Origin of the sequence: Acidovorax sp. NO-1 (assembly GCF_000238595.1) — a bacterium.
In the GTDB taxonomy this organism is placed as follows: Bacteria; Pseudomonadota; Gammaproteobacteria; order Burkholderiales; family Burkholderiaceae_C; genus Acidovorax.
The window spans coordinates 24,912-44,126 of sequence record NZ_AGTS01000075.1 but is presented as its reverse complement, the minus strand read 5'-3'; the positions used below and the strand labels follow the sequence as shown (position 1 = coordinate 44,126).

Sequence of the window (19,215 nt, the reverse complement as noted above, 5' to 3'; positions counted from 1 at the left end):
CCCATGGCCAAAATCGTTGTTGTGACTTCCGGCAAGGGTGGTGTGGGCAAGACCACCACCAGCGCCAGCTTTGCCTCCGGCCTCGCCCTGCGCGGCCACAAGACCGCCGTGATCGACTTTGACGTCGGCCTGCGCAACCTGGACCTCATCATGGGCTGCGAGCGCCGCGTGGTGTATGACCTCATCAACGTGATCCAGGGCGAGGCCAACCTGAACCAGGCCCTCATCAAGGACAAGCAGTGCGACAACCTGTTCGTGCTGGCCGCCAGCCAGACGCGCGACAAGGATGCACTCACGCAGGACGGCGTCGAGAAGATCCTGAACGACCTCGCCGGCATGGGCTTTGAATACATCATCTGCGACTCGCCCGCCGGCATCGAAAGCGGTGCGCTCATGGCCATGCACTTTGCCGACGAGGCGCTGCTGGTGACCAACCCCGAGGTGTCCAGCGTGCGCGACTCCGACCGCATCCTGGGCATGCTGGGCAGCAAGACCAAGCGGGCCATCGAAGGCGGCGAACCCATCAAGGAACACCTCCTCATCACCCGCTACAACCCCAGCCGGGTGGAAGACGGCCAGATGCTGAGCCTGGAGGACATCCAGGACATCCTGCGCATCAAGCTGATTGGTGTGATCCCGGAGTCGGAGGTGGTGCTGCAGTCGTCCAACCAGGGCACGCCCGCGATCCACGCCCAGGGCAGCGATGTGTCCGAAGCCTACAAGGACGTGATCGACCGCTTCCTGGGCGCCACCGACAAACCCCTGCGCTTTATCGAGGCCGAGAAGCCCGGCTTCTTCAAACGCCTGTTCGGGAGCAAATAAGCCATGGCTTCTTTCCTGTCCTTCCTGCTTGGCGAAAAGAAAAAGACCGCCAGCGTCGCCAAGGAGCGCCTGCAGATCATCCTGGCGCACGAACGCAGCGGCCGCAATGCTGCCGAGCCCGACTACCTGCCCGCGTTGCAGCGCGAGCTGGTGGCCGTGATCTCCAAGTACGTCAAGATCAACCCCGAAGACCTCAAGGTGCACCTGGAGCGCCAGGACAACCTGGAAGTGCTGGAAGTCAAGATCGAGCTGCCTGAGGCCGCGCGCTAGGTCGCTCCAAATTTTGGGTCATTTTGGCTGCTGGCGCTTATCCAGCAAGCGCTAGTAGCTACAGTTTTGGTAGCAATTGAATCAGCGGGCGTGTTTTGCCCACTTGCCGGCCAGCGCCTGCGCAATGCTCAGCCCGCGCTGCCCGGGCACCACGATGGCGGTCTCTCCGGCCGCGAGGGTGCCTGGCTGTTCCACGGCCAGGTAGTAGCCGCAGCAGCCGGCCAGGGCCATCGCCCGGCCCGCCTGGGCGAACCCCATGACGGCGTTGAACTTGTAGCAGGGCTCGCGCGGCGCGGTCACGCGCAGCACGCAGTGGGGGAAATGCCATTCGTCGCCCACAAACACGTCGTGTTCCAGGGGCCCGTCGATGGTGAGGTTCTCCCCCATGAAACCCGGTGGCAGCGCCTCGTCGAACAGGCTCACGCCCCGGTCCCGGCGCTGGGCCTGCCAGAACGCATAGTGCACGGCCGGGTAGGCGTACACGGCCTTGCCCAGGCCGCCATGCACGATCAGGTCGGCCTGCTCGTCACCCGCCAGGCCCAGCGGCCCCACCGCCACGGGGCCGGCGACGGGCGCCTTGCCGATGCCGGTGAGCACCGATCGTTCGCCCACCTTGAGGCGCCGGGCCGTGCCGATGTTCACGTGGCGCACGACCACCGTGGCGGTGCTCACAGCGGGTGCTCGGTGTAGAACTTGCCCCCGTGGTACAGCAGGGGCGATGCGCCTTCGCGGTGCTCGCAGCGTTCGACCTCGCCCACAAAGATGGTGTGGTCGCCTTCCTTGTACTGGCTGCGGTTGAAGCACTCGAACGTGGCGGCCGCGCCGGCCAGCAAAGGGGCGCCGCTGATGCCGGGCCGGTGCGCGAGGCCCGCCCAGCGGTCAATGCCACGGGTGGCAAAACGCTCGGCCAACGCCTTCTGGTCTGCGGCCAGCACATGGATGGCGTAGTGCGAGCCATCGGCAAAGGTGGGCAGGGTGCTGGCACCGTGCGAGAGGCTCCACAACACCAGCGGCGGTGCCAGCGACACCGAGTTGAACGAGCTGGCCGTGAGCCCCACCAGCTCGCCCGTTGCGGTGCGGGCGGTGACGATCGTCACGCCGGTGGCAAACATTCCCAGCGCATCGCGAAACTCGCGTGCAGAGAAACTGGGCGGCAGGGCAAGAACAGGACGGGGGGGCAAAGGGTTCACAAAAAACGGCGCCAGCGGGGGCAGCAGGGGGATGCAACTATTATCAGGCGCCACCCACCGCCGCGCTGTAGCGGGGGTTACCACCCCCCATCCCCCCATGTCTGCACTACCAACCTTCTCCTCCCTGGGCTCGGGCCCCACCGTGCTCATGCTGCACGACGCCGATGGGGGCCACCTCAGCTTCGCGCCGCAGGTGGAGACCCTGGCCACCGCGGGCTACCGTGCCGTGGCCTGGAACATGCCGGGCTATGGCCACAGCGCGCCCGTGGAGCCCTACACCTTCAAGGCCCTGGCCCAGAGCGCCGTGGCCCTGGTGGACGCCCTGCAGAGCGGGCCGGTCACGCTGGTGGGGCACGGCATGGGCGCCATGGTGGCGCTGGAGCTGGCGGTGCGCCACCCCGCGCTGGTGCACCGCCTGGTGCTGGTTGCCGGTGGCCCGGCACTGGACGACGCAGCCCTGCAGGACTGGGTGGCGCCCCGGTTGCACGCGCTCAAAGCGGTGGACGCGGGGGGCAGCATGGAACAGCTGGCGCAGACGCTGGTGCCGCAGTTCATCGGCACCGGCGCACTGCCCGAGGGAGTGCGGCTGGCCGGCCACGCGCTGGCGCAGGTGTATCCCGGCGCCTACCGCCGTGCCCTGCAGGCCCTGCCCACGTTCGACCGGGGCGCGGCCGCACTGGCGCGCCTGGCCATGCCCACCCTGCTGGTGGCGGGCGGGCAGGATCGCTGCACGCCGCCCGTGGCCCTGGAGGCGCTGGCACAGGTGCTGCCCGATGCGGCGATGGTGCTCATGCCGCATGTGGGCCACTGGCCGCAGCTCGAAGACCCGGAGGGTTTCGACGGCGTGCTGCTGGACTTTCTGGCCCAGCGCCGCACCCTGCATTGAGCCGACTCGGGCGTGTGCCGCGTGCCCGGGCACCCCGGCAGGCGTGCGCAATTTTGATTTCCACCGTTTGACCCCATGCTGTTTGCCCTGAAAAAAGTCCTGTCTGCACTGCTGCTGCCCCCGGTGTCGAGCATCCTGCTGGCGCTGCTGGGCCTGTGGCTTGCGCGCTACCACCGGCGCACCGGGCTCACGGTGGTGGTGCTGTCGTTGCTGTCGGTGCTGGCGCTGTCCTGGCCGCCGGTCTCGGGTGCGCTGGTGCGCAGCCTGGAGCGTCACCCCGCCGTAACGCCCCGGCAGCTGGCCCAGGCGCAGGTCCAGGCCATCGTGGTGCTTGGCGGGGGCCCCGATACCGTGGCACCGGAATACGGGGTGGAGATGCTCAGCAGGGGCTCGCGCGAACGGGTGCGTTATGCGGTGCACCTGCAGCAGCAGACGGGGTTGCCCATGCTGGCCACGGGCGGCTCCAGTGGCGGCACACGGGCCGAGGCGCTGGTGATGAAAGAGGTGGTGGAGCGTGAGTTCAGGGGGCGGGTGCGCTGGACGGAGGTGGAATCCCTGGACACCCGTGGCAACGCGGAAAAATCCGCGCGCCTGCTCCAGGCTGCCGGTGTGCAGCGCGTTGCGGTGGTCACCCACGGGTGGCACATGGTGCGCGCGGTCCGGGCCTTCGAGCGTGCGGGCCTTCAGGTGCTGCCTGCGCCCATGGGCTTCAAAAGCGGGCAGGGGCGCAGGCTCTACCGGGTGTTGCCCCGCGCCTCCGCGCTGGCCGACAGCAGCCTGGCGCTGCATGAATGGCTGGGCATCCTCGCCCAGCGCTGGTCACTCAACGCCTGAAGGGAGATCGGCGGGGCGCCGGTGCGCCTTGCCCATCACGGCGCGGCGTGCGCCCGCAGGAAACCGCGGGCCTGTGTGAGTGCCTGTGCGTCGGCCTCTACCGCGCCCGGCGGCCCGCCTTTGCCCCAGAGGGCGCCGCCCCAGGCCATCGACAGAAACTGCGCACACAGCGCCACCGAGTCGATCATGGGCTGGGCCTTGGTGCGGTCGCCGCTGGTGGTGATGAGCGACAGCGTCTTGTGGCCCATCGCGTCCTTGAAATCCAGGCCCGGCACCCGCATCCAGGCGCTCCAGTGGTCCAGATACGTCTTGAGCGGCGACGGGATGCTGTACCAGTACACGGGTGCCACAAAGACGATGTGGGTGGCTGCAAGGGTGGCATCGAGCAGCGTTTTCATGTCGCCCTCAGGGGGCGCGTAGGTGCCCGTGGTGTGGCGCTGGTCCACAAAAGGCGGCAGGTCCATGCGTGCCAGGTGGTGCCAGGTTTGCCGGGTGCCTGCAGGCAGCGCAGCGGCCGCCTGGCGGGCCAGCCATTCGGTGTTGCCGATGTGGCCGGGCGCGCGGGTGGAGGTGGTGAGGAGCAGGTAGTGCGGTGTGGGCGGCGTTGTCATAGCGCGATCGTAGCGCTGGCCTGCGCGGGCCGCAGGTACGCCAGGCACAGCGCGACCAGTGCATCCTCAAACTCTGCGCTGTCCAGCAGCGGCGACTGCTCCAGCGATGCGGCCCGCACGGCACCCATGAAGGCGCGCGTGAGCACGAACAGCCGGGCGGCCGACGGCGCTTGCAGGTGGTGCTCATCGGCCATACGCTGCAGGTGCAGGGCGATGCGTTCGCTGGTGCCCCGCACCGACACCAGCATGGTGGCGCGGTAGTCCTGCTTCCACGACAGGCGGGCGAGCGCCCGCAGCTCCTGCGGCCCGCCTCCAAACGCCTGCAGGTAGTGGCGCACATAGTGGCGCACCTGCTGCTCGGGGGGCCAGCACTCGGCGCGGGCCTGGGCCAGCAGTGCGTCCAGCGCCAGCATCACACGGTCGCAGTGCTGGTCCAGCATGGCCACCAGGATGGCCTCCTTGCTGGGGAAGTACTGGTAGAGCGAGCCCACGGACACACCCGCCCGCTCGGCGATGCGGTTGGTGGTCAGGGCAGCTTCGCCCTGCGTGGCCACGATGCGGGCCACGGCCTCAAAGATGGCATCCACGGTGACCTGGGAGCGTTCCTGCCGGGGCGTGCGGCGGGGGGTTGGGGTGGTCGGGGGCATGGGCAAACCTGAGCGCAATGCGAGTAGGCGGCGGGGCCGGGGCGGCCTATTCTGCCGCCATCGGCCTAACCAACCCAACCCATCACCCGGAGAAGACAGACATGAATGAAACCACCCAGCTCGCCCTGGGCGCCACGGCCATCGGCCTGGCGGGTACCTGGGTGTGGCGCCAGCGCCCGGCCCTGCGCACGCTGCACCGCGCCAGTGCCATGGCGCTGGCCCTGTTCCTGGGTGCGCATGTGCTCGGGCACCTTGCAGGCCTGGCAGGGGCCGCCGCACACCAGGCCGTGCTGGAAGCGCTGCGCAGCATCTACCGCCAGCCGGTGGTCGAGGGGCTGCTGCTGGCCGGTGTGTTGTTCCAGGCGGGTAGCGGGCTTGCGCTGCTGTGGCGCGGCTGGCGCCAGCGCAAGGGGGTTGTGGCGTGGGCACAGGCGCTATCGGGGGCGTACCTGTCGCTGTTCCTGATGATCCATGTGGCGGCCGTGCTGGTGGCGCGCCAGCAAGGGGTGGACACCAACTTGCAGTTTGCGGCGGCGGGCATGCACACGCCGCCCTGGCAGTGGTTCTTCGGGCCGTATTACTTTCTGGCGGTGCTGGCCCTGTGCACCCATGTGGGCTGTGCCCTTTACTGGAACCTGCCCCGAAGCCAGGGCGCCCCGGCGTTGGCGGCCGCCCTGGTGGTGGGTCTCGTGCTGGCAGCCACTTTGGTGGTGATGCTGGCAGGCGGCTTGCAGGGGCTTGCGATCCTGCTGGCCACCGGGCCCAGCAACATGCCGGCAGTGGCCTGAAGCGACCCCATCGTGGGCGACTCAGGCCGCCTTGGCCGACAAGGTGCTGTGGCCATGGTCCATGCCGCAGAAACCGAAGTTCATGGCAGGCACCTGGCCGCTGATCAGCTCTGCCAGGGCCTTGCCCGATCCCGCGCCGTGCGTCCAGCCCAGGGTGCCGTGCCCGGCGTTGACCCACAGTTTGCCCACGCGCGTCTGCCCGATGAAGGGGATGTTGGTGGGTGTGGCGGGGCGCAGGCCGGTCCAGTACTGGGGGTCGCCACCCTGTTCGGGCGTGCGGGTGTCGCACACGCCGGGCAGGATGGCCTCGATGCGGCGCGAGAGCATGTGGCAGCGGGCGCGGGCCAGGGCGCTGTCGAGTGTCAGGTCCCAGCCATTGAGTTCGATGGTGCCCGCCACGCGCAGGAAGTTGCCCAGGCGGCTCATGGCGATCTTCTTGCCGTCGTCGATGGTGGAGACCATGGGCGCGCCTTCGGGCCTGAGCAGCGGGAAGGTGGCGCTGTAGCCCTTGCCCGGATAGATGGGCAGATCCACGCCCACGCTGCGCAGCAGCGGCGCGCTGTACGAGCCGCAGGCCACCACCACGGCATCGGCTTTTAGTATGAAGTCTTTTTTGCCTCCGGCGCTTGACTGGCGATGCATGACAGCTACTGAATCAATAGCGTTGCCGATCTTGTTGAGGCGCAGCACATCATGGTCGTAGAGAAACTGGGCACCGCGTGCCACGCAGCGGCGCGCCAGTTCCTGGGTGAAGACGCGCGCGTCGCCGCTCTCGTCGGTGCTGGTGTACGTGCCGCCGGTGATGTGGTCGCCGTAGGCCTTGAAGGCCGGCTCGATCCTGAGCAGCTCTTCGCGGCTGACCAGCCGGCGTTGCACGCCGTGCTTGCGCATGAGCTCCACGGCGTGGCCCGCCGCGTCAAAGGATTTCTGGTCGGTGTAGAAGTGGGCAATACCGCGTTCGAGCCGGTTGTATTCGATTCCGGTAGCATGCACCAGGTCCTTCAGGGCCGCATGGCTGTAGGCGCCCAGCGCCACGATCTGCTGCACATTGCGCTCGAACGCGGCGTCGTTGCACTGCGCCAGAAACTGCAGGCCCCATCGCCATTGCTGCCAGTCCATCTGCGGGCGAAACAGCAGCGGCGCCTCTTTGTCGAACATCCACTTGAGCGCCTTGAGCGGAGCCTCGCGGTTGGCCCAGGGTTCGCAATAGCTCACCGAAATCTGCGCAGCATTGGCAAAGCTGGTTTCGAGGGCGGCATCGGGCTGGCGATCGACGACGGTCACGTCATGACCGCGCTCCAGCAGGTGCCACGCTGTGCTGATGCCGATGATGCCGGCGCCCAAGACAATGGTTTTCATGGGGCGCAGTGTGCGTGACATTGCTTTCAATAAAAAGCAAAATTAAACTTGATCCAAAAACATCAGCGTGCCTTATGGAGGGCGCTGGCCAGGCACAATTTTCAGCTTCCGAGACGACCATGAGCTCCTACGATCCTGCTGCCCTTGAATGCCTTGCCGCCATTGTGGAAGAGGGGGGGTTCGAGCGCGCCGCACAGCGCCTGAACGTCACCCAGTCGGCGGTATCGCAACGCCTGCGCGCGCTGGAGGCCCAGGTGGGCTCGGTGCTGATCGTGCGCAGTCGCCCGCTGCGGCCCACCTCGGCCGGGCAGTTGTTGCTCAAGCACACCAAACAACTGCGCCTGCTGCGCGCCGACCTGGAGCGCGACCTGCACGAGCTGGCGCCGAGCGCGCCAGGGGGTACACGGGAAGATGAGCGCATTGCCATCGCCATCAACGCCGACAGCATCGCCACATGGGCCATGGGCGCGCTGCACGACCTGGTGCGCCAGCGCCTGCCGCTCGAAATCATCGTGGACGACCAGGATTTCACGCAGGAATGGCTGCGCTCAGGGCAGGTGCTGGGCTGCGTCACCACGCTCAAGCAGGCCCTGCGCGGCTGCAAGATGGTGCCGCTGGGGGCCATGCACTACGTGGCGGTGGCTTCTGCCAGCTATGCGCAGCAGCACCTGCCGCAAGGGCTTACGCCGCACAATTTTCGCGACGTGTCGTTTCTGTCGTTCAACCGCAAGGACGATATGGCCGCCGAGTTTGTGGCGCGCGCGTTCGGGCTCAAACGTGTGGCACTCAACCATCTGTTCGTGCCGGGCTCCGAGGCGCAGATGCGTGCGGTGGCTGCAGGCTGGGCGGTGGGGGTGATCCCGGAACTGATGGCGCGCGACGCGCTCTCGGACGGCAGTGTGGTCAACCTCGCACCGGGCCACTCGCTTCCGATCCAGCTCTACTGGCACTGCTGGAATCTGGAATCGGCCGTGCTGGACGCCCTGACCGACGCCCTGACCGCCACCGCTGGGCGGACCCTGGAGGCGCCGGCTGCCTAGGTGGCACGGTGCGCAAGGGGCCACGGCGCTGATGCGCCGTTAAACGCCCGGAGCCCACTAAAATCGTAAACGACGTAGTTGCATTGCAACTTAGTCATTTATTTTTATACTGCAATGTATAAAATAGCGGCCATGCAAACGCCGCAACCCAAAGTTTCGTTCAAAGAACAGATGCACCAGGCGCGGGAGGAAGCCATCCTGCAGTCCACATGTCAGCTTCTGGGCGAAAAAGCCTTTGATGCCATGACCATGGACGACGTCGCCAACGCCGTGGGCATTGCCAAGGCCAGTCTGTACAAGCACTTCTCCAGCAAGGAAGAGCTGTGCAGCGCCGCCATGGTGCAGATCCTCGGTCGCGTACAGGCGTACCTGGCCGAACTGCCCGAGGCCATGCCGCCGGTGGACAAGCTCCACGCGCTCGTGCGCTGGTCGCTGGAGCGGTTGCTGGCCAACGAAATGCCGTTGCTGCCGAGCCGCAACTCCACACTCCAGGCGGTGCTGATGGCCAACAAGGATTACCTCAACGGCCTGGTCGCCGTGAGTGACCAGATTGGCGAGTGGATCACGCTGGCCCAGTCCCAGGGCGTGATCAACCCCACACTGCCACCCCTGGTGGTGCTGTACACCCTGTATGCGCGCGCATGTGATCCGGTGGTGAGCTTTCTCAAGGAAAGCGGCCAGTACTCGGACGCGGAGATCGTGGATCTGGTGGTGCGCACGTGTTTCGACGGGCTCGCCGCCCGCCCTTGAAAGCTGGCGCGTTCTGCGCCGCAGCCCCAAAGAAGAAAGCCCGGCATGCCGGGCTTTCTCGCATTCAGACCCAGGCCTGCATCATTGGGGCAGGATCACCTTGTCAATCACGTGAATCACGCCATTGCTGGTGAACACATCGGCAGTGGTGATGTTGCTGGTGCGCATGTTCTGATCGGTGATGACCAGGCTCGCGTTCACCGAGAAGCTCTGGCCCTGGACGGTCGCAATGGCCGTGTTCAGGGGTACTTCGGCCTTGAGCACCCGCGCGGGAACCACGTGGTAGGTGAGTACCTTGGTCAGCAGGGCCGTGTTGGCCAGCAATGCTTCCTTGGTAACCCCGAGCTCAGACAGCAGGGCCGCAAAGGCCGCGTTGGTGGGTGCAAACACCGTGAACGGGCCGGGCCCCTGCAATGTGCTGGCCAGCCCGGCTGCCACCACCGCCTCCACCAGGATGCTGAAGTCCGCAATGGACGACGCGGTGGCGACGATGTCCTTGTCTGCCGGCAGCAGCACCCGGTCTACCAGATGCACCACGCCGTTGCTGGCCTGGATGTCGGTGGCCGTGATGGTGGAGACGCGGTTGCGGCCATCGGTGATCTTCAGGCCGCCCGACGACTCCACCTTGAAGAAGCCACCCGACACCGGCGCAATCGCCTTGCCCACGGGAACATCCGCCAGCACGACCTTGCTGCCCAGCACGTGGTAGGTCAGCACCGCCGTCAGCAGGGGCTTGTCGGCCAGCAGTGCCTCCTTGGTGACGCCCAGCTCCCCCAGCAGTGCCGCGAAGGCGGCATTGGTGGGCGCAAAGACGGTCAGGCTGCCGGTGCTCAGCGTGGGGGCGAGCCCCGCAGCCACGACGGCTTCCACCAGGATGCTCAGGTCGGGGTTGCTCTGGGCGAGCTCCACGATGTTGCGCTGGGGTTCGTCATCGTCGCTGCCGCCACAGGCCTGTAGCAGGGTGGTGCTGGCGCCCAGCGCAGCGGCGAGCAAAACGGTACGGCGGTTGAATACGGTGTTCATGGGCTTCTCCTCGCAAAGGGTGTTGGGTGAAGGGCGTGGGTGCGATGCTTATTTGGGCATCAGAACGGTGTCGATGGCATGGATCACGCCATTGCTGGCCGCAACGTCTGTTGCGATGACCTTGGACTGGTCGACCATCACGCCCATGCTGGTGGACAACGTGAGTTCCTGGCCCTGCACGGTCTTCACGGCACCGGCTTTCACGTCTTTGGCCATCACCTTGCCTGGCACCACGTGGTAGGTCAGCACTTTGGTAAGGGCCGCCTTGTCAGCCAGCAGGCCATCAAGCGTTGCCTTGGGAATCTTGGCAAAGGCTTCATCGGTCGGCGCAAACACGGTGAACGGGCCGGGGCCCTTCAGGGTGTCGACCAGACCCGCTGCCTGAACGGCGGCCACAAGGGTTTTGAAGTTGCCGGCCTTCACGGCGGTATCCACGATGTCCTGGGCCATCACGCTCAGGGAGGCACCTGCGGTCAGGGCCAATGCAATCAGGGTCTTCTTCATGGGGTGCACCTCGGGTTGGGTGGAAAAAAGCACGCCAGGATGGGCGTGTCGGGAATGTATAACCAATTGGTTTAAAAGTAAACCACATGGTTATACATTAACCAATCGGTCGCGTACGGGCAAAAAAAAGCCCCGCGGTGGCAGGGCTTCTTGGGGCGCTGAACGCTCGCGGGGCTAGCGCACGATCAACAGGGGCACCTTGCTGTTCGCCAGCACCTGCGTCGTCACCGAGCCCATCACCAGCGTGGCGAGTGCGCCGTGGCCGTGCGAGCCCATCACCAGCAGATCGAACTTGCCGGTGTCAGCCACCTTGGCAATGTTCTCGCCCACCGAGCCCACCTTGAAAATGCGCTTGGCATCCACGCCGTGGCGCGCCAGAAACTTGCCCACGGGCGCGAGGATTTTTTCGGCCTCTTCAGCGTGGTAGGTGTCGACCACTTCCTTGCCCAGTGCTGCACGCGCGCGCGTTGGCAGCGGGGCCTGTACGGTCAGCACGGTGTACTGGTGGGTGCCGGCCAGCAGCTCCTCGTGGGTGGCCAGGTAGGCCAGCATCTTCTTGGTGTAGGCGCTGCCATCGACAGCGAGCAGGATATTCATGAGGTTCTCCGAAATGGGATGGGGCAGACTACTCTGCGCGGGGTCCTGTTGTCTTGACCTGAGTCATGGTTTTTGTCCTGCGCGCGGCGGTGTCCAAGGCGCCGCCGCGCGATCATACGGCGATCACGCACTGGGGCTTGAAACTCTCCTGTTCGCCTTTGCGGGCATAGCCCAGGGGATTTGCCACCACGCGGCACTGCCACAGGGTCCCGTCTTGCGCCTCACCCCGCACCGTGTAGTCGCTGGGGGCATGCAGATGCCCGTGCAACCACAGCCGCGCGCGCGGCAGCAGGCGATCCAGTGCGTTGCAAAAGCCCGCAGTGCCGGGCACCAGGCCGTAGCGCGGGTCAGCGCTCAGCAGGCTCGGTGCGAAATGCGTGACCGCGACAGTGGGCCCCGCAAAAGGAGCGGCGAGCGCGTCAGCCAGCCACTGCTGGCAGGCCAGTGCCTGGTCACGAATGGCTTCGGCCAGAAAGGGCTCGGCGTTGCGGGTGCTGCCCGTCTTGCGCAGGTAGAAATTTGCGGCCCTGAAGGCCTTCTCGCGCAGTTTCAGCCGCCTGCCCAGGTCGGTGTTTCCCTCATGGTCTGCGAGCGCATCGAAATCGCTCCAGAGGGTGGTGCCGACAAAACGCACGCCCCCCACCACCAGTGTTTCACGCTCCAGCCATGCAATGCCCAGACGATCGCAGGTGCTGCGCAGCCGCGTGTGGGCCTCATCAAAATCCTGCGCGTCGTATTCGTGGTTGCCCGGTACGAAAAGCACCGGGGTGGGCCACCCGGCCCCTCGTGGCAGAGGCGAGAACCGGGCCAGTCCAAAGTCCTGATCGGCCAGCTGCGAACCCTCCTGGTATGAGCCCACATCGCCGGCCAGGACGAGAACATCGGCGCCTGGCGCAGGTTCAGGGAGGAAGTGGGGATGCGCCTCAAGGTGCAGGTCGGAAAGCAGCTGAATGTTCATGCACCGCTGAGTCTACGGGCAGGGCGCTAGACCGGGAAGGTCCGCCGCGCGGAGCGCGCCAAGGCGTGCAGCAGCCAGTTCATCGCTGCCTGCTGGGGGCCGCGCCGGCGCCAGAGCGCGTCCACATGTACGGGAGGCACATCCAACGGGAGGGCCCTCTGCACCAATGCGTCTGCAATTCCGGTGACGGGAACGAAGTGACGCGGCAGCACCGTGAGCAGGTCCGAGCCGGAGACCACGCGCCCCGCGGTGAAAAACTGGTTGACCGTGATGACCACCTTGCGCTCGCGTCCCAAAGAGGCCAGCGCCTCGTCGATGAATCCATAGGGGCGGCCCGAGAAGCTCACGAGCATGTGGCGTGCTGCGCAATAGGCATCCAAGGTCAGGGGGGCATTCGCCAGGGGGTGGCCCTGTCGCATCACGCACACATACTCGCCGTCGTAGAGGCGGCGGCTGTCGAAAGCGACAACGCCGCCAGTCTGTGCGCGGGCGGTCAGGTCTGCCAGCACCGAGGGAAAGTAGCCCACGGCCATGTCGGCAGCCTCTTCCTCCAGCAGGCGACGAGGGTCGCGGGTCGTCAAGGGGAGTACCCGGATGGAAATGCCCGGTGCTTCCCGCTCGATCGTTTCCACCAGGCCCGGAATCAGCGTGGCGGCCGTGGCGTCGGCCATCGCCAGCACGAACGTGGACTCGGCGGTGGCGGGATCGAAGTGGCCCGGCGCCAGGCACTGCTCAAGGTGTGCCAGGGCCTCGCGCACCGGGGGCCAGAGGGCCAGCCCACGCGGTGTCGGCTCCACCCCCTGGCCGCTGCGTACCACCAGTTCGTCGCCGATGACATCCCGCAGTCGCCGCATGGCGTTGCTAACCGCCGGCTGGGTGAGCGCCAGCTTGTGCGCTGCCCGCGTCAGGCTGCGTTCGGCCATGACCTCATCGAACACACGCAGGAGATTCAGATCCAGAGACCGGAAATTGATGGGGTCCATGGCCAAATTATCACTGGTATGAATATTAGTGATTCAAAATATAAACTTGAACAAACAAAGGGTTAACCCTAATATTCCCCCATAGCGCGCGGCAATCCAGCCCAGCGCCAAGAAAGGGAAATCAAAAATGACCAGCTTCGCCCACGTTGACCATCCTGCCGAACATCCTGGTGTTGTCCGTGCGGAGAACGCTGCCGCAGCGCTCCGGCAGATTGCCGCGAATTTCGATGGGGCGCGCGGTGCCGCAACCCTTTTGCTGGCAGCCGTAGTCTCGGCATTGCTGGTGGTGGCCAACCAGATGATCGACACCTGGAGCGAAGGCCACCTGCTGGCTGCCTGGATGGTGCTGTGGCTGGTAGCTTTTGCGGCGCTGGCCTTGCTCAGCGCCCCGGCCCGCCGTGCCGGGGCAGCGCTGCGTGTCGCAACCCGTGCCTGGGCGGAAGGCCGACGCCGCGCGGCGGAAGACGAGCGGACGTGGCAGGTTGCAGTCCGGGATCCGCGTGTCATGGCCGAACTGCACCACGCCATGGGCGTTGCCACAGTGCAAGACATCCGTCCTTATCACTGAAGCGTGCGGCGCCCCTGGCGCCACCGGATCAGCACCTGAAGCCGTGGCGATTGCTCGCCACGGCTTTTTTGTTGCGGCAGGGCGCTCTGCGGTGGACGAAAAAAACCGCCCGTCGGATCGAACGGGCGGTTGGCAGGATCAGGCAAGCGCGGAATCAGCTTGCCAGTCGTTGCTCCAGGGCAGCTTTGGTGTCGAGCAGAGCCTTGGGCAGGTGGTAGGCCAGCTGCTCGAAGTGGGCATCGTGCAGCTTGAACTCTTCGGTCCATGCCGCTTTGTCGATGTTGGTCACAGCCTGGAACTGCTGGGCACTGAAGTCCAGCCCCGTCCAGTTGATTTCGCCGTACTGTGGAGCCACGCCAAACATGGTCTCCTGGCCGGGGGCCTGGCCTTCAATGCGATCGATCATCCACTTGAGCACGCGCATGTTGTCGCCGTAGCCAGGCCACACAAACTTGCCGGCCTCGTCCTTGCGGAACCAGTTCACGCAGAAGATCTTGGGCGCAGCCTTGCCGGTGGCAGTGACCTTGCCTTCCATGTTCAGCCAGTGCTGGAAGTAGTCGCTCATGTTGTAGCCGCAGAAGGGCAGCATGGCGAAGGGATCGCGGCGCACCACGCCTTGGGCGCCGAAGGCGGCGGCGGTGGTCTCGGAACCCATGGTGGCAGCCATGTACACGCCTTCGGTCCAGGTACGGGCTTCCGTCACCAGCGGCACGGTGGTCGAGCGGCGGCCGCCAAAAATGAAGGCATCGATGGCCACGCCGTTAGCGTCGTCCCACTGCGCATCCAGGGCAGGGTTGTTGGTAGCCGCCACCGTGAAGCGCGAGTTGGGGTGCGCAGCCTTGGCGCCGGTTTCCTTGGCGATCTGGGGCGTCCAGTCCTTGCCCTGCCAGTCGATCAGGTGATCGGGCAGCTTGCCGGTGTCCTTTTCCATGCCTTCCCACCACACGTCCCCGTCATCCGTCAGGGCCACGTTGGTGAAGATCACGTCCCTGTCCAGGCTCTTCATGCAGTTGGGGTTGGTGTGCATGTTGGTGCCGGGGGCCACGCCAAAGTAACCCGCTTCGGGGTTGATGGCATACATCTTGCCGTCGGCATGGGGCTTGATCCAGGCGATGTCGTCACCGATGGTGGTGACTTTCCAGCCCGCGAAACCAGCTTCTGGTGGCACCAGCATCGAGAAATTGGTCTTGCCGCAGGCGCTGGGGAAGGCTGCAGCCACGTGGTACTTCTTGCCCTCTGGGTTGGTCACGCCCAGGATGAGCATGTGCTCGGCCAGCCAGCCTTGGTCCCGGCCCATGGTGGATGCGATGCGCAGCGCCAGACACTTCTTGCCCAGCAGCGCGTTGCCGCCGTAGCCCGAGCCGTACGACCAGATCTCGCGCGTTTCGGGGTAGTGCACGATGTACTTGACCTTGGGGTTGCAAGGCCAGCTCGTCGTGTCCTTTTCGCCTTCGGCCAGGGGTGCGCCCACCGTGTGCATGCAGGGAACGAACTCGCCTTCTACACCCAGCACGTCGTACACGGCCTTGCCCATGCGGGTCATCAGGCGCTGGTTTACGGCCACGTAGGCGCTGTCGGTCAGCTCCACGCCGATGTGGGCAATATGGCTGCCCAGCGGGCCCATGCTGAAGGGCACCACGTACATGGTGCGGCCCTTCATGCAACCGTCGAACAGCGGCTGCAGCGTGGCGCGCATTTCGGCGGGGGCCATCCAGTTGTTGGTGGGGCCGGCGTCTTCCTTTTGGGCCGAGCAGATGTAGGTGCGGTCTTCCACGCGGGCCACGTCCGATGGATCGGACCAGGCCAGGAAGCTGCCAGGGCGCTTGGCGGGGTTGAGCTTCTTGAAGGTGCCAGCATCGACCAGCTGCTGGCACAGGCGGTCGTACTCTTCCTTGGAGCCATCGCACCAGTAAATGGTGTCGGGTTTGCACAGGGCGGCCATGTCGGCCACCCAGGCGAGCAGCCGGGCGTTTTTGACGTAAGCGGGGGCGTTGAGATTCAGGCCCTGCATGGTGGGTGCGTTCATCGGGGAGCTTCCTAAGTTGAAAAACAGTTTTTTCAAAGGAAGCGGACCGGGGGAGATCGCGGCAAGGCCTTGCGCAATTGCGGTGCTGAGCGCTGCCTTTGAAAAAACGGCTTTCGTGCTCAGTCGGCGGGCGGGAGCGTGAATCAGCCCCACGGGTGGAGGCTAGTTCCACGGATTCCGCGGGTCGGCTGGGATGTCGATTTTATGAATCTGCCGCCGGCTTGTCTGTCAGACAGGGGGTAAATCCATGCAAAATATGCATGGGGTTATGCGTGATTTGAGACGCTCCGCCAGCGTTCGTAGCCGTTCCTGCGCAGCTCGCAGGCGGGACAGGTGCCGCAGCCATAGCCCCAGGCGTGGGGGGTGTCACGCACACCGTGGTAGCAGGTGTGGGTGTCGGAAACGATCAGCGCCACCAGGGCCTCGCCTCCCATCGCCCGCGCCAGCTCCCAGGTGTCGGCCTTGTCCAGCCACATGAGCGGCGTCTCGAAGGTGAACCGCTGCCCCATGCCCAGCGACACGGCTACCTGCAGGGCCTTGAGCGTATCGTCCCTGCAGTCCGGGTAGCCTGAAAAATCCGTTTCGCACATGCCACCCACCAGCGTGTGCAGGCCGCGCCGGTAGCCCACGGCCGCCGCCAGGTTGAAGAACAGCAGGTTGCGCCCGGGCACGAAGGTGTTCGGCAGGCCGGACTCGGTCATCCGGATTTCGGTCTCGCGGGTCAGCGCCGTATCGCTGATGTTTCCGAGCACGGCGAGATCCACCATGTGGTCCGCGCCCAGCCGGGCCGCCCAGTGGGGGAACTGCCCGCGCAAGGCGGCCAGCACGGCCTGGCGGGCCTGCAGCTCCACGCTGTGGCGCTGGCCATAATCGAACCCGATGGTTTCCACATGGGCAAAGTGTTCCAGCGCCCACGCCAGGCAGGTCGTGGAATCCTGCCCGCCAGAAAAAAGGACGAGTGCGTGTCCGGGTCTCATGAAGCTTCTCGCGATAAAAATGGGGCGGACGTAAAAAAGCCCCGCATTGCGGGGCTGTGCGCGATGGTGATGGTTGCCGGGGCCGCCCGATCAGGCCATCGTCACGGCGATGAAGGCCAGCAGGAACATCATGATGCCGCCGACCACCGGCAGCACCACGGGAACCAGATGAACCACGTTTTCCACGGGGTCGTTCGATGGCGTTGCGGGGGAGTGCGAGGTGTTGTGGTCAGACATGGTGGGCTCCAGATGCTTAAAACTTGCGCAATTCTAGCCGCGGCAGCGCGAGCGGAGTGCAAAACCCCGCACGGCATCACTTCAGATCAGATCAGGTCGGCCTGCATGCCGGCTGTGCGCAGCTGGGCCAGCACTTCATCCACGTGCGCCTTGCCCCGGGTCTGCAGCACCAGTTCGATCTCCACGTTCTGCGCGGCCAGCATGGTGAAGGCGCGCTGGTGGTGCACCTCTTCAATATTGGCGCCCGCGTCGGCCACCGTGGCGGTGATGCGTGCCAGCACGCCGGGCACGTCGCGCGCGCTCACCTTGATGCGCGCCAGGCGCCCGGAGCGCACCATCCCGCGCTCGATGATGGCGGCCAGCAGCAGCGGGTCGATGTTGCCGCCGCACAGCACCAGGCCCACGCGCTTGCCCTTGAAGCGCTCGGGGTAGCGCACCAGTGCGGCCAGCCCGGCGGCCCCCGCACCCTCCACCAGCGTCTTTTCGATTTCGAGCAGCATCAGCACTGCCTGCTCGATGTCGCCTTCGTCCACCAGCACCAGGTCGTCCACCAGGCGCCTGACCACCTCCTGCGTGATCTTGCCCGGCGTGCCCACCGCAATGCCCTCGGCAATGGTGGATGTGCCCTGGGGGTGGTGCGTGCCCTTGACGGCGTTCACCATCGCCGGAAAGCGTGCGGTCTGCACACCGACGATCTCGATGCCGGGCTGGATCGCCTTGGCGGCGGTGGCCACGCCGGCAATCAGCCCGCCTCCCCCCACGGCGATCACCAGCGTGTCCAGGTCGGGCACGGCCTGCAGCATCTCCAGCGCCAGCGTGCCCTGGCCCGCAGCCACGGCCTCGTCGTCGTAGGGGTGCACAAAAGTCAGGCCCTGTGTGTCAGACAGCATGTAGGCGTGGGCGCGCGCTTCTTCCAGCGTGTCGCCGTGCAGCACCACCTCGGCGCCAAAGCCGCGCGTGCGCTCCACCTTCACGCCGGGCGTGAAGCGCGGCATCACGATCACGGCGCGCAGGCCCAGCCGCTGCGCGTGGTAGGCCACGCCCTGGGCATGGTTGCCCGCGCTCATGGCCACCACGCCGTGCGCGCGCTCCTCGGGCGTGAGCAGCGTGAGCTTGTTGCAGGCGCCGCGCTCCTTGAACGAGGCAGTGAACTGCAGATTTTCGAATTTGAGGAACACCTGCGCGCCCACGATCTGCGAGAGCGTGCGGGATTCCACACACGGCGTGTCCAGCACCTGGCCTTGTAGGCGGGTGGCGGCGGCCTGGATGTCTTGAAGGGTGATCATGTCCGGCATTGTGGCGGGGAATGCTGCGGGCCGGGCCACTGTTCAACTGGCGCTACCAAAATAATAGCTATTGGCGCTTGATGAGCAAGCGCTTGAAGCCGTTTTGACCAAAACTTTATGCCGCCCGAGCGGCTGGGCGTGCTGGCACGCCGGATGGGTTCGTTCCCTTCCTCACACCACCCGGTTCCACTCCAGCGCCCGTGAGCGCCAGTGCGCATCAATCGTCTGCGTGAAGTCCGCCCGCACCAGTTTGGCGCGGTTCTCCAGCCAGTCGGCGTTTTCGCGCCGCACCACGATGCCTTCGAGGTGGCCCTGGCGGAACTGGCTGTCGTGGGCGTGCACCCAGTCGCGCAGCTGGTCCAGCGTGACCTCGCCCGCGTACAGGCAGGGCACGGTGTTGAAGCCCATCTGCGCGGCCCAGGCGTTGCGCCGCTGGGTGCTCCAGAAGCGCTGTTCCTGGCGGTCGTACACGTCGAACAGCATCCACCAGTCGGGCAGGGTGGCGTAGTCGAGCGAGTGGCGCGCGGCGCACCATTCGCCAAAGGCCACCAGGTGCGTCCCCAGGGCGTCGAACAGCTTGTCTTCGTGCGCGGCCAGCCAGGGGCCCAGGCGGGCGAACTGGCCGTGGAAGGGTTGGGGCAGGTACTGGCCCCGGTTCTGGGCGCGCAGCACGCCGTCGGGCGAGACCGAGAAGCCCAGGTTGGCGCCGTCGAGCTTTTCCTCCAGCACCACAGGGCCGCTGAGGATGTCCTCGGCCTCGGCGGGCGAGAGCACTTTGTCGTCGCGCGGCTCGCCCGTGGCCAGCCAGGCGATGTGGGGGGTGTGGGGGAAGCGGAAGAAATCTTCGGACATAGGTGTT

23 protein-coding genes are annotated in these 19,215 nt (G+C 65.9%); 8 read left to right on the top strand and 15 right to left on the bottom strand.

The window, feature by feature from the left end; all coding sequences use genetic code 11:
* Window positions 1-3: 3 nt before the first annotated feature.
* Both minD and minE read left to right on the top strand, forming a co-directional pair.
* On the top strand, window positions 4-822 hold the full coding sequence (gene minD, locus KYG_RS09035; RefSeq protein ID WP_008904576.1) for a septum site-determining protein MinD: 819 nt from the start codon (window positions 4-6) through the stop codon (window positions 820-822).
* 3 nt (window positions 823-825) lie between these two features.
* Complete coding sequence (gene minE / locus KYG_RS09030) at window positions 826-1,092, top strand: cell division topological specificity factor MinE (protein WP_008904575.1); 267 nt, start codon at window positions 826-828, stop codon at window positions 1,090-1,092.
* 81 nt (window positions 1,093-1,173) lie between these two features.
* On the opposite strand, the gene KYG_RS09025 is transcribed toward minE, so the two are convergent.
* On the bottom strand, window positions 1,174-1,764 hold the full coding sequence (locus KYG_RS09025; protein ID WP_008904574.1) for an MOSC domain-containing protein: 591 nt from the start codon (window positions 1,762-1,764) through the stop codon (window positions 1,174-1,176).
* On the bottom strand, window positions 1,761-2,282 hold the full coding sequence (locus tag KYG_RS09020) for a flavin reductase family protein (RefSeq protein ID WP_034693879.1): 522 nt from the start codon (window positions 2,280-2,282) through the stop codon (window positions 1,761-1,763). Before KYG_RS09020 ends, KYG_RS09025 begins: the two co-directional genes overlap by 4 nt.
* Window positions 2,283-2,379: 97 nt before the next feature.
* On the opposite strand from KYG_RS09020, the gene KYG_RS09015 reads away from it, so the two are divergent.
* Complete coding sequence (locus KYG_RS09015) at window positions 2,380-3,168, top strand: alpha/beta fold hydrolase (protein ID WP_008904572.1); 789 nt, start codon at window positions 2,380-2,382, stop codon at window positions 3,166-3,168.
* 75 nt (window positions 3,169-3,243) lie between these two features.
* On the top strand, window positions 3,244-4,002 hold the full coding sequence (locus tag KYG_RS09010; RefSeq protein WP_008904571.1) for a YdcF family protein: 759 nt from the start codon (window positions 3,244-3,246) through the stop codon (window positions 4,000-4,002).
* Between the two features lie 35 nt (window positions 4,003-4,037).
* On the opposite strand, the gene KYG_RS09005 is transcribed toward KYG_RS09010, so the two are convergent.
* Both KYG_RS09005 and KYG_RS09000 read right to left on the bottom strand, forming a co-directional pair.
* Window positions 4,038-4,613, bottom strand: coding sequence for a flavodoxin family protein (locus tag KYG_RS09005; RefSeq protein ID WP_008904570.1), 576 nt, complete (start codon window positions 4,611-4,613; stop codon window positions 4,038-4,040).
* Entirely contained in the window at window positions 4,610-5,260 is a 651-nt protein-coding gene (locus KYG_RS09000) for a TetR/AcrR family transcriptional regulator (protein ID WP_034693877.1), read from the bottom strand. The genes KYG_RS09005 and KYG_RS09000 overlap by 4 nt, the downstream gene beginning before the upstream one ends.
* Before the next feature lie 101 nt (window positions 5,261-5,361).
* Here KYG_RS09000 and KYG_RS08995 point away from each other — a divergent pair, with 101 nt between their 5' ends.
* Window positions 5,362-6,048, top strand: a complete 687-nt coding sequence (locus tag KYG_RS08995) for a hypothetical protein (RefSeq protein WP_008904568.1) — start codon at window positions 5,362-5,364, stop codon at window positions 6,046-6,048.
* A gap of 21 nt (window positions 6,049-6,069) precedes the next feature.
* Here KYG_RS08995 and KYG_RS08990 read toward each other — a convergent pair whose 3' ends face one another.
* Entirely contained in the window at window positions 6,070-7,407 is a 1,338-nt protein-coding gene (locus KYG_RS08990) for a D-amino acid dehydrogenase (protein WP_008904567.1), read from the bottom strand.
* Between the two features lie 119 nt (window positions 7,408-7,526).
* Here KYG_RS08990 and KYG_RS08985 point away from each other — a divergent pair, with 119 nt between their 5' ends.
* Window positions 7,527-8,447 carry a LysR family transcriptional regulator ArgP gene (locus KYG_RS08985; protein ID WP_034693911.1) on the top strand — a complete coding sequence of 307 codons (921 nt, stop codon included), beginning with the start codon at window positions 7,527-7,529 and terminating at the stop codon, window positions 8,445-8,447.
* A 132-nt stretch (window positions 8,448-8,579) separates the two neighbouring features.
* On the top strand, window positions 8,580-9,197 hold the full coding sequence (locus KYG_RS08980; RefSeq protein WP_008904565.1) for a TetR/AcrR family transcriptional regulator: 618 nt from the start codon (window positions 8,580-8,582) through the stop codon (window positions 9,195-9,197).
* Window positions 9,198-9,278: 81 nt separating this feature from the next.
* Here KYG_RS08980 and KYG_RS08975 read toward each other — a convergent pair whose 3' ends face one another.
* From KYG_RS08975 to KYG_RS08955, 5 genes are all read right to left on the bottom strand, one after another.
* On the bottom strand, window positions 9,279-10,220 hold the full coding sequence (locus tag KYG_RS08975) for a fasciclin domain-containing protein (protein WP_008904564.1): 942 nt from the start codon (window positions 10,218-10,220) through the stop codon (window positions 9,279-9,281).
* Window positions 10,221-10,268: 48 nt separating this feature from the next.
* A complete protein-coding gene (locus KYG_RS08970; RefSeq protein ID WP_008904563.1) occupies window positions 10,269-10,724 on the bottom strand; it encodes a fasciclin domain-containing protein in 456 nt (151 codons plus the stop codon).
* Between the two features lie 174 nt (window positions 10,725-10,898).
* Window positions 10,899-11,321, bottom strand: a complete 423-nt coding sequence (locus tag KYG_RS08965) for a universal stress protein (RefSeq protein ID WP_008904562.1) — start codon at window positions 11,319-11,321, stop codon at window positions 10,899-10,901.
* Between the two features lie 112 nt (window positions 11,322-11,433).
* Window positions 11,434-12,279, bottom strand: coding sequence for a metallophosphoesterase (locus KYG_RS08960; protein ID WP_008904561.1), 846 nt, complete (start codon window positions 12,277-12,279; stop codon window positions 11,434-11,436).
* 26 nt (window positions 12,280-12,305) lie between these two features.
* Entirely contained in the window at window positions 12,306-13,262 is a 957-nt protein-coding gene (locus KYG_RS08955) for a LysR family transcriptional regulator (RefSeq protein ID WP_008904560.1), read from the bottom strand.
* 127 nt (window positions 13,263-13,389) lie between these two features.
* Here KYG_RS08955 and KYG_RS08950 point away from each other — a divergent pair, with 127 nt between their 5' ends.
* Window positions 13,390-13,830: a hypothetical protein gene (locus KYG_RS08950; protein WP_008904559.1), complete on the top strand. Its 441-nt coding sequence runs from the start codon at window positions 13,390-13,392 to the stop codon at window positions 13,828-13,830.
* Window positions 13,831-13,984: 154 nt separating this feature from the next.
* On the opposite strand, the gene KYG_RS08945 is transcribed toward KYG_RS08950, so the two are convergent.
* The 5 genes from KYG_RS08945 to KYG_RS08930 form a co-directional block, all read right to left on the bottom strand.
* Window positions 13,985-15,856 (bottom strand): phosphoenolpyruvate carboxykinase (GTP), encoded by a 1,872-nt coding sequence (locus tag KYG_RS08945; protein ID WP_008904558.1) that lies wholly within the window; start codon window positions 15,854-15,856, stop codon window positions 13,985-13,987.
* A gap of 266 nt (window positions 15,857-16,122) precedes the next feature.
* Window positions 16,123-16,833: a 7-cyano-7-deazaguanine synthase QueC gene (gene queC / locus KYG_RS08940; protein WP_034693875.1), complete on the bottom strand. Its 711-nt coding sequence runs from the start codon at window positions 16,831-16,833 to the stop codon at window positions 16,123-16,125.
* Between the two features lie 90 nt (window positions 16,834-16,923).
* The gene (locus KYG_RS24840) at window positions 16,924-17,070 is read right to left on the bottom strand and encodes a hypothetical protein (protein WP_008904556.1); all 147 of its coding nucleotides are present in this window, start codon (window positions 17,068-17,070) and stop codon (window positions 16,924-16,926) included.
* A gap of 86 nt (window positions 17,071-17,156) precedes the next feature.
* Complete coding sequence (locus tag KYG_RS08935; protein WP_008904555.1) at window positions 17,157-18,356, bottom strand: threonine ammonia-lyase; 1,200 nt, start codon at window positions 18,354-18,356, stop codon at window positions 17,157-17,159.
* 171 nt (window positions 18,357-18,527) lie between these two features.
* The gene (locus tag KYG_RS08930) at window positions 18,528-19,208 is read right to left on the bottom strand and encodes an RNA ligase family protein (RefSeq protein ID WP_008904554.1); all 681 of its coding nucleotides are present in this window, start codon (window positions 19,206-19,208) and stop codon (window positions 18,528-18,530) included.
* Between the last annotated feature and the right edge of the window lie 7 nt (window positions 19,209-19,215).

Bases quoted from the DNA above. Each gene is read 5' to 3' on its own strand.
- KYG_RS08965 (WP_008904562.1), bottom strand. From the start codon at position 11,321: ATGAATATCCTGCTCGCTGTCGATGGCAGCGCCTACACCAAGAAGATG.
- queC (WP_034693875.1), bottom strand. From the start codon at position 16,833: ATGAGACCCGGACACGCACTCGTCCTTTTTTCTGGCGGGCAGGATTCC.
- KYG_RS09010 (WP_008904571.1), top strand. From the start codon at position 3,244: ATGCTGTTTGCCCTGAAAAAAGTCCTGTCTGCACTGCTGCTGCCCCCG.
- KYG_RS09015 (WP_008904572.1), top strand. From the start codon at position 2,380: ATGTCTGCACTACCAACCTTCTCCTCCCTGGGCTCGGGCCCCACCGTG.
- KYG_RS08955 (WP_008904560.1), bottom strand. From the start codon at position 13,262: ATGGACCCCATCAATTTCCGGTCTCTGGATCTGAATCTCCTGCGTGTG.
- KYG_RS08985 (WP_034693911.1), top strand. From the start codon at position 7,527: ATGAGCTCCTACGATCCTGCTGCCCTTGAATGCCTTGCCGCCATTGTG.
- KYG_RS09005 (WP_008904570.1), bottom strand. From the start codon at position 4,613: ATGACAACGCCGCCCACACCGCACTACCTGCTCCTCACCACCTCCACC.
- KYG_RS08995 (WP_008904568.1), top strand. From the start codon at position 5,362: ATGAATGAAACCACCCAGCTCGCCCTGGGCGCCACGGCCATCGGCCTG.
- KYG_RS08980 (WP_008904565.1), top strand. From the start codon at position 8,580: ATGCAAACGCCGCAACCCAAAGTTTCGTTCAAAGAACAGATGCACCAG.
- KYG_RS08975 (WP_008904564.1), bottom strand. From the start codon at position 10,220: ATGAACACCGTATTCAACCGCCGTACCGTTTTGCTCGCCGCTGCGCTG.
- KYG_RS08990 (WP_008904567.1), bottom strand. From the start codon at position 7,407: ATGAAAACCATTGTCTTGGGCGCCGGCATCATCGGCATCAGCACAGCG.
- KYG_RS08960 (WP_008904561.1), bottom strand. From the start codon at position 12,279: ATGAACATTCAGCTGCTTTCCGACCTGCACCTTGAGGCGCATCCCCAC.
- minE (WP_008904575.1), top strand. From the start codon at position 826: ATGGCTTCTTTCCTGTCCTTCCTGCTTGGCGAAAAGAAAAAGACCGCC.
- minD (WP_008904576.1), top strand. From the start codon at position 4: ATGGCCAAAATCGTTGTTGTGACTTCCGGCAAGGGTGGTGTGGGCAAG.
- KYG_RS08945 (WP_008904558.1), bottom strand. From the start codon at position 15,856: ATGAACGCACCCACCATGCAGGGCCTGAATCTCAACGCCCCCGCTTAC.
- KYG_RS08935 (WP_008904555.1), bottom strand. From the start codon at position 18,356: ATGATCACCCTTCAAGACATCCAGGCCGCCGCCACCCGCCTACAAGGC.
- KYG_RS09000 (WP_034693877.1), bottom strand. From the start codon at position 5,260: ATGCCCCCGACCACCCCAACCCCCCGCCGCACGCCCCGGCAGGAACGC.
- KYG_RS08950 (WP_008904559.1), top strand. From the start codon at position 13,390: ATGACCAGCTTCGCCCACGTTGACCATCCTGCCGAACATCCTGGTGTT.
- KYG_RS24840 (WP_008904556.1), bottom strand. From the start codon at position 17,070: ATGTCTGACCACAACACCTCGCACTCCCCCGCAACGCCATCGAACGAC.
- KYG_RS08970 (WP_008904563.1), bottom strand. From the start codon at position 10,724: ATGAAGAAGACCCTGATTGCATTGGCCCTGACCGCAGGTGCCTCCCTG.
- KYG_RS08930 (WP_008904554.1), bottom strand. From the start codon at position 19,208: ATGTCCGAAGATTTCTTCCGCTTCCCCCACACCCCCCACATCGCCTGG.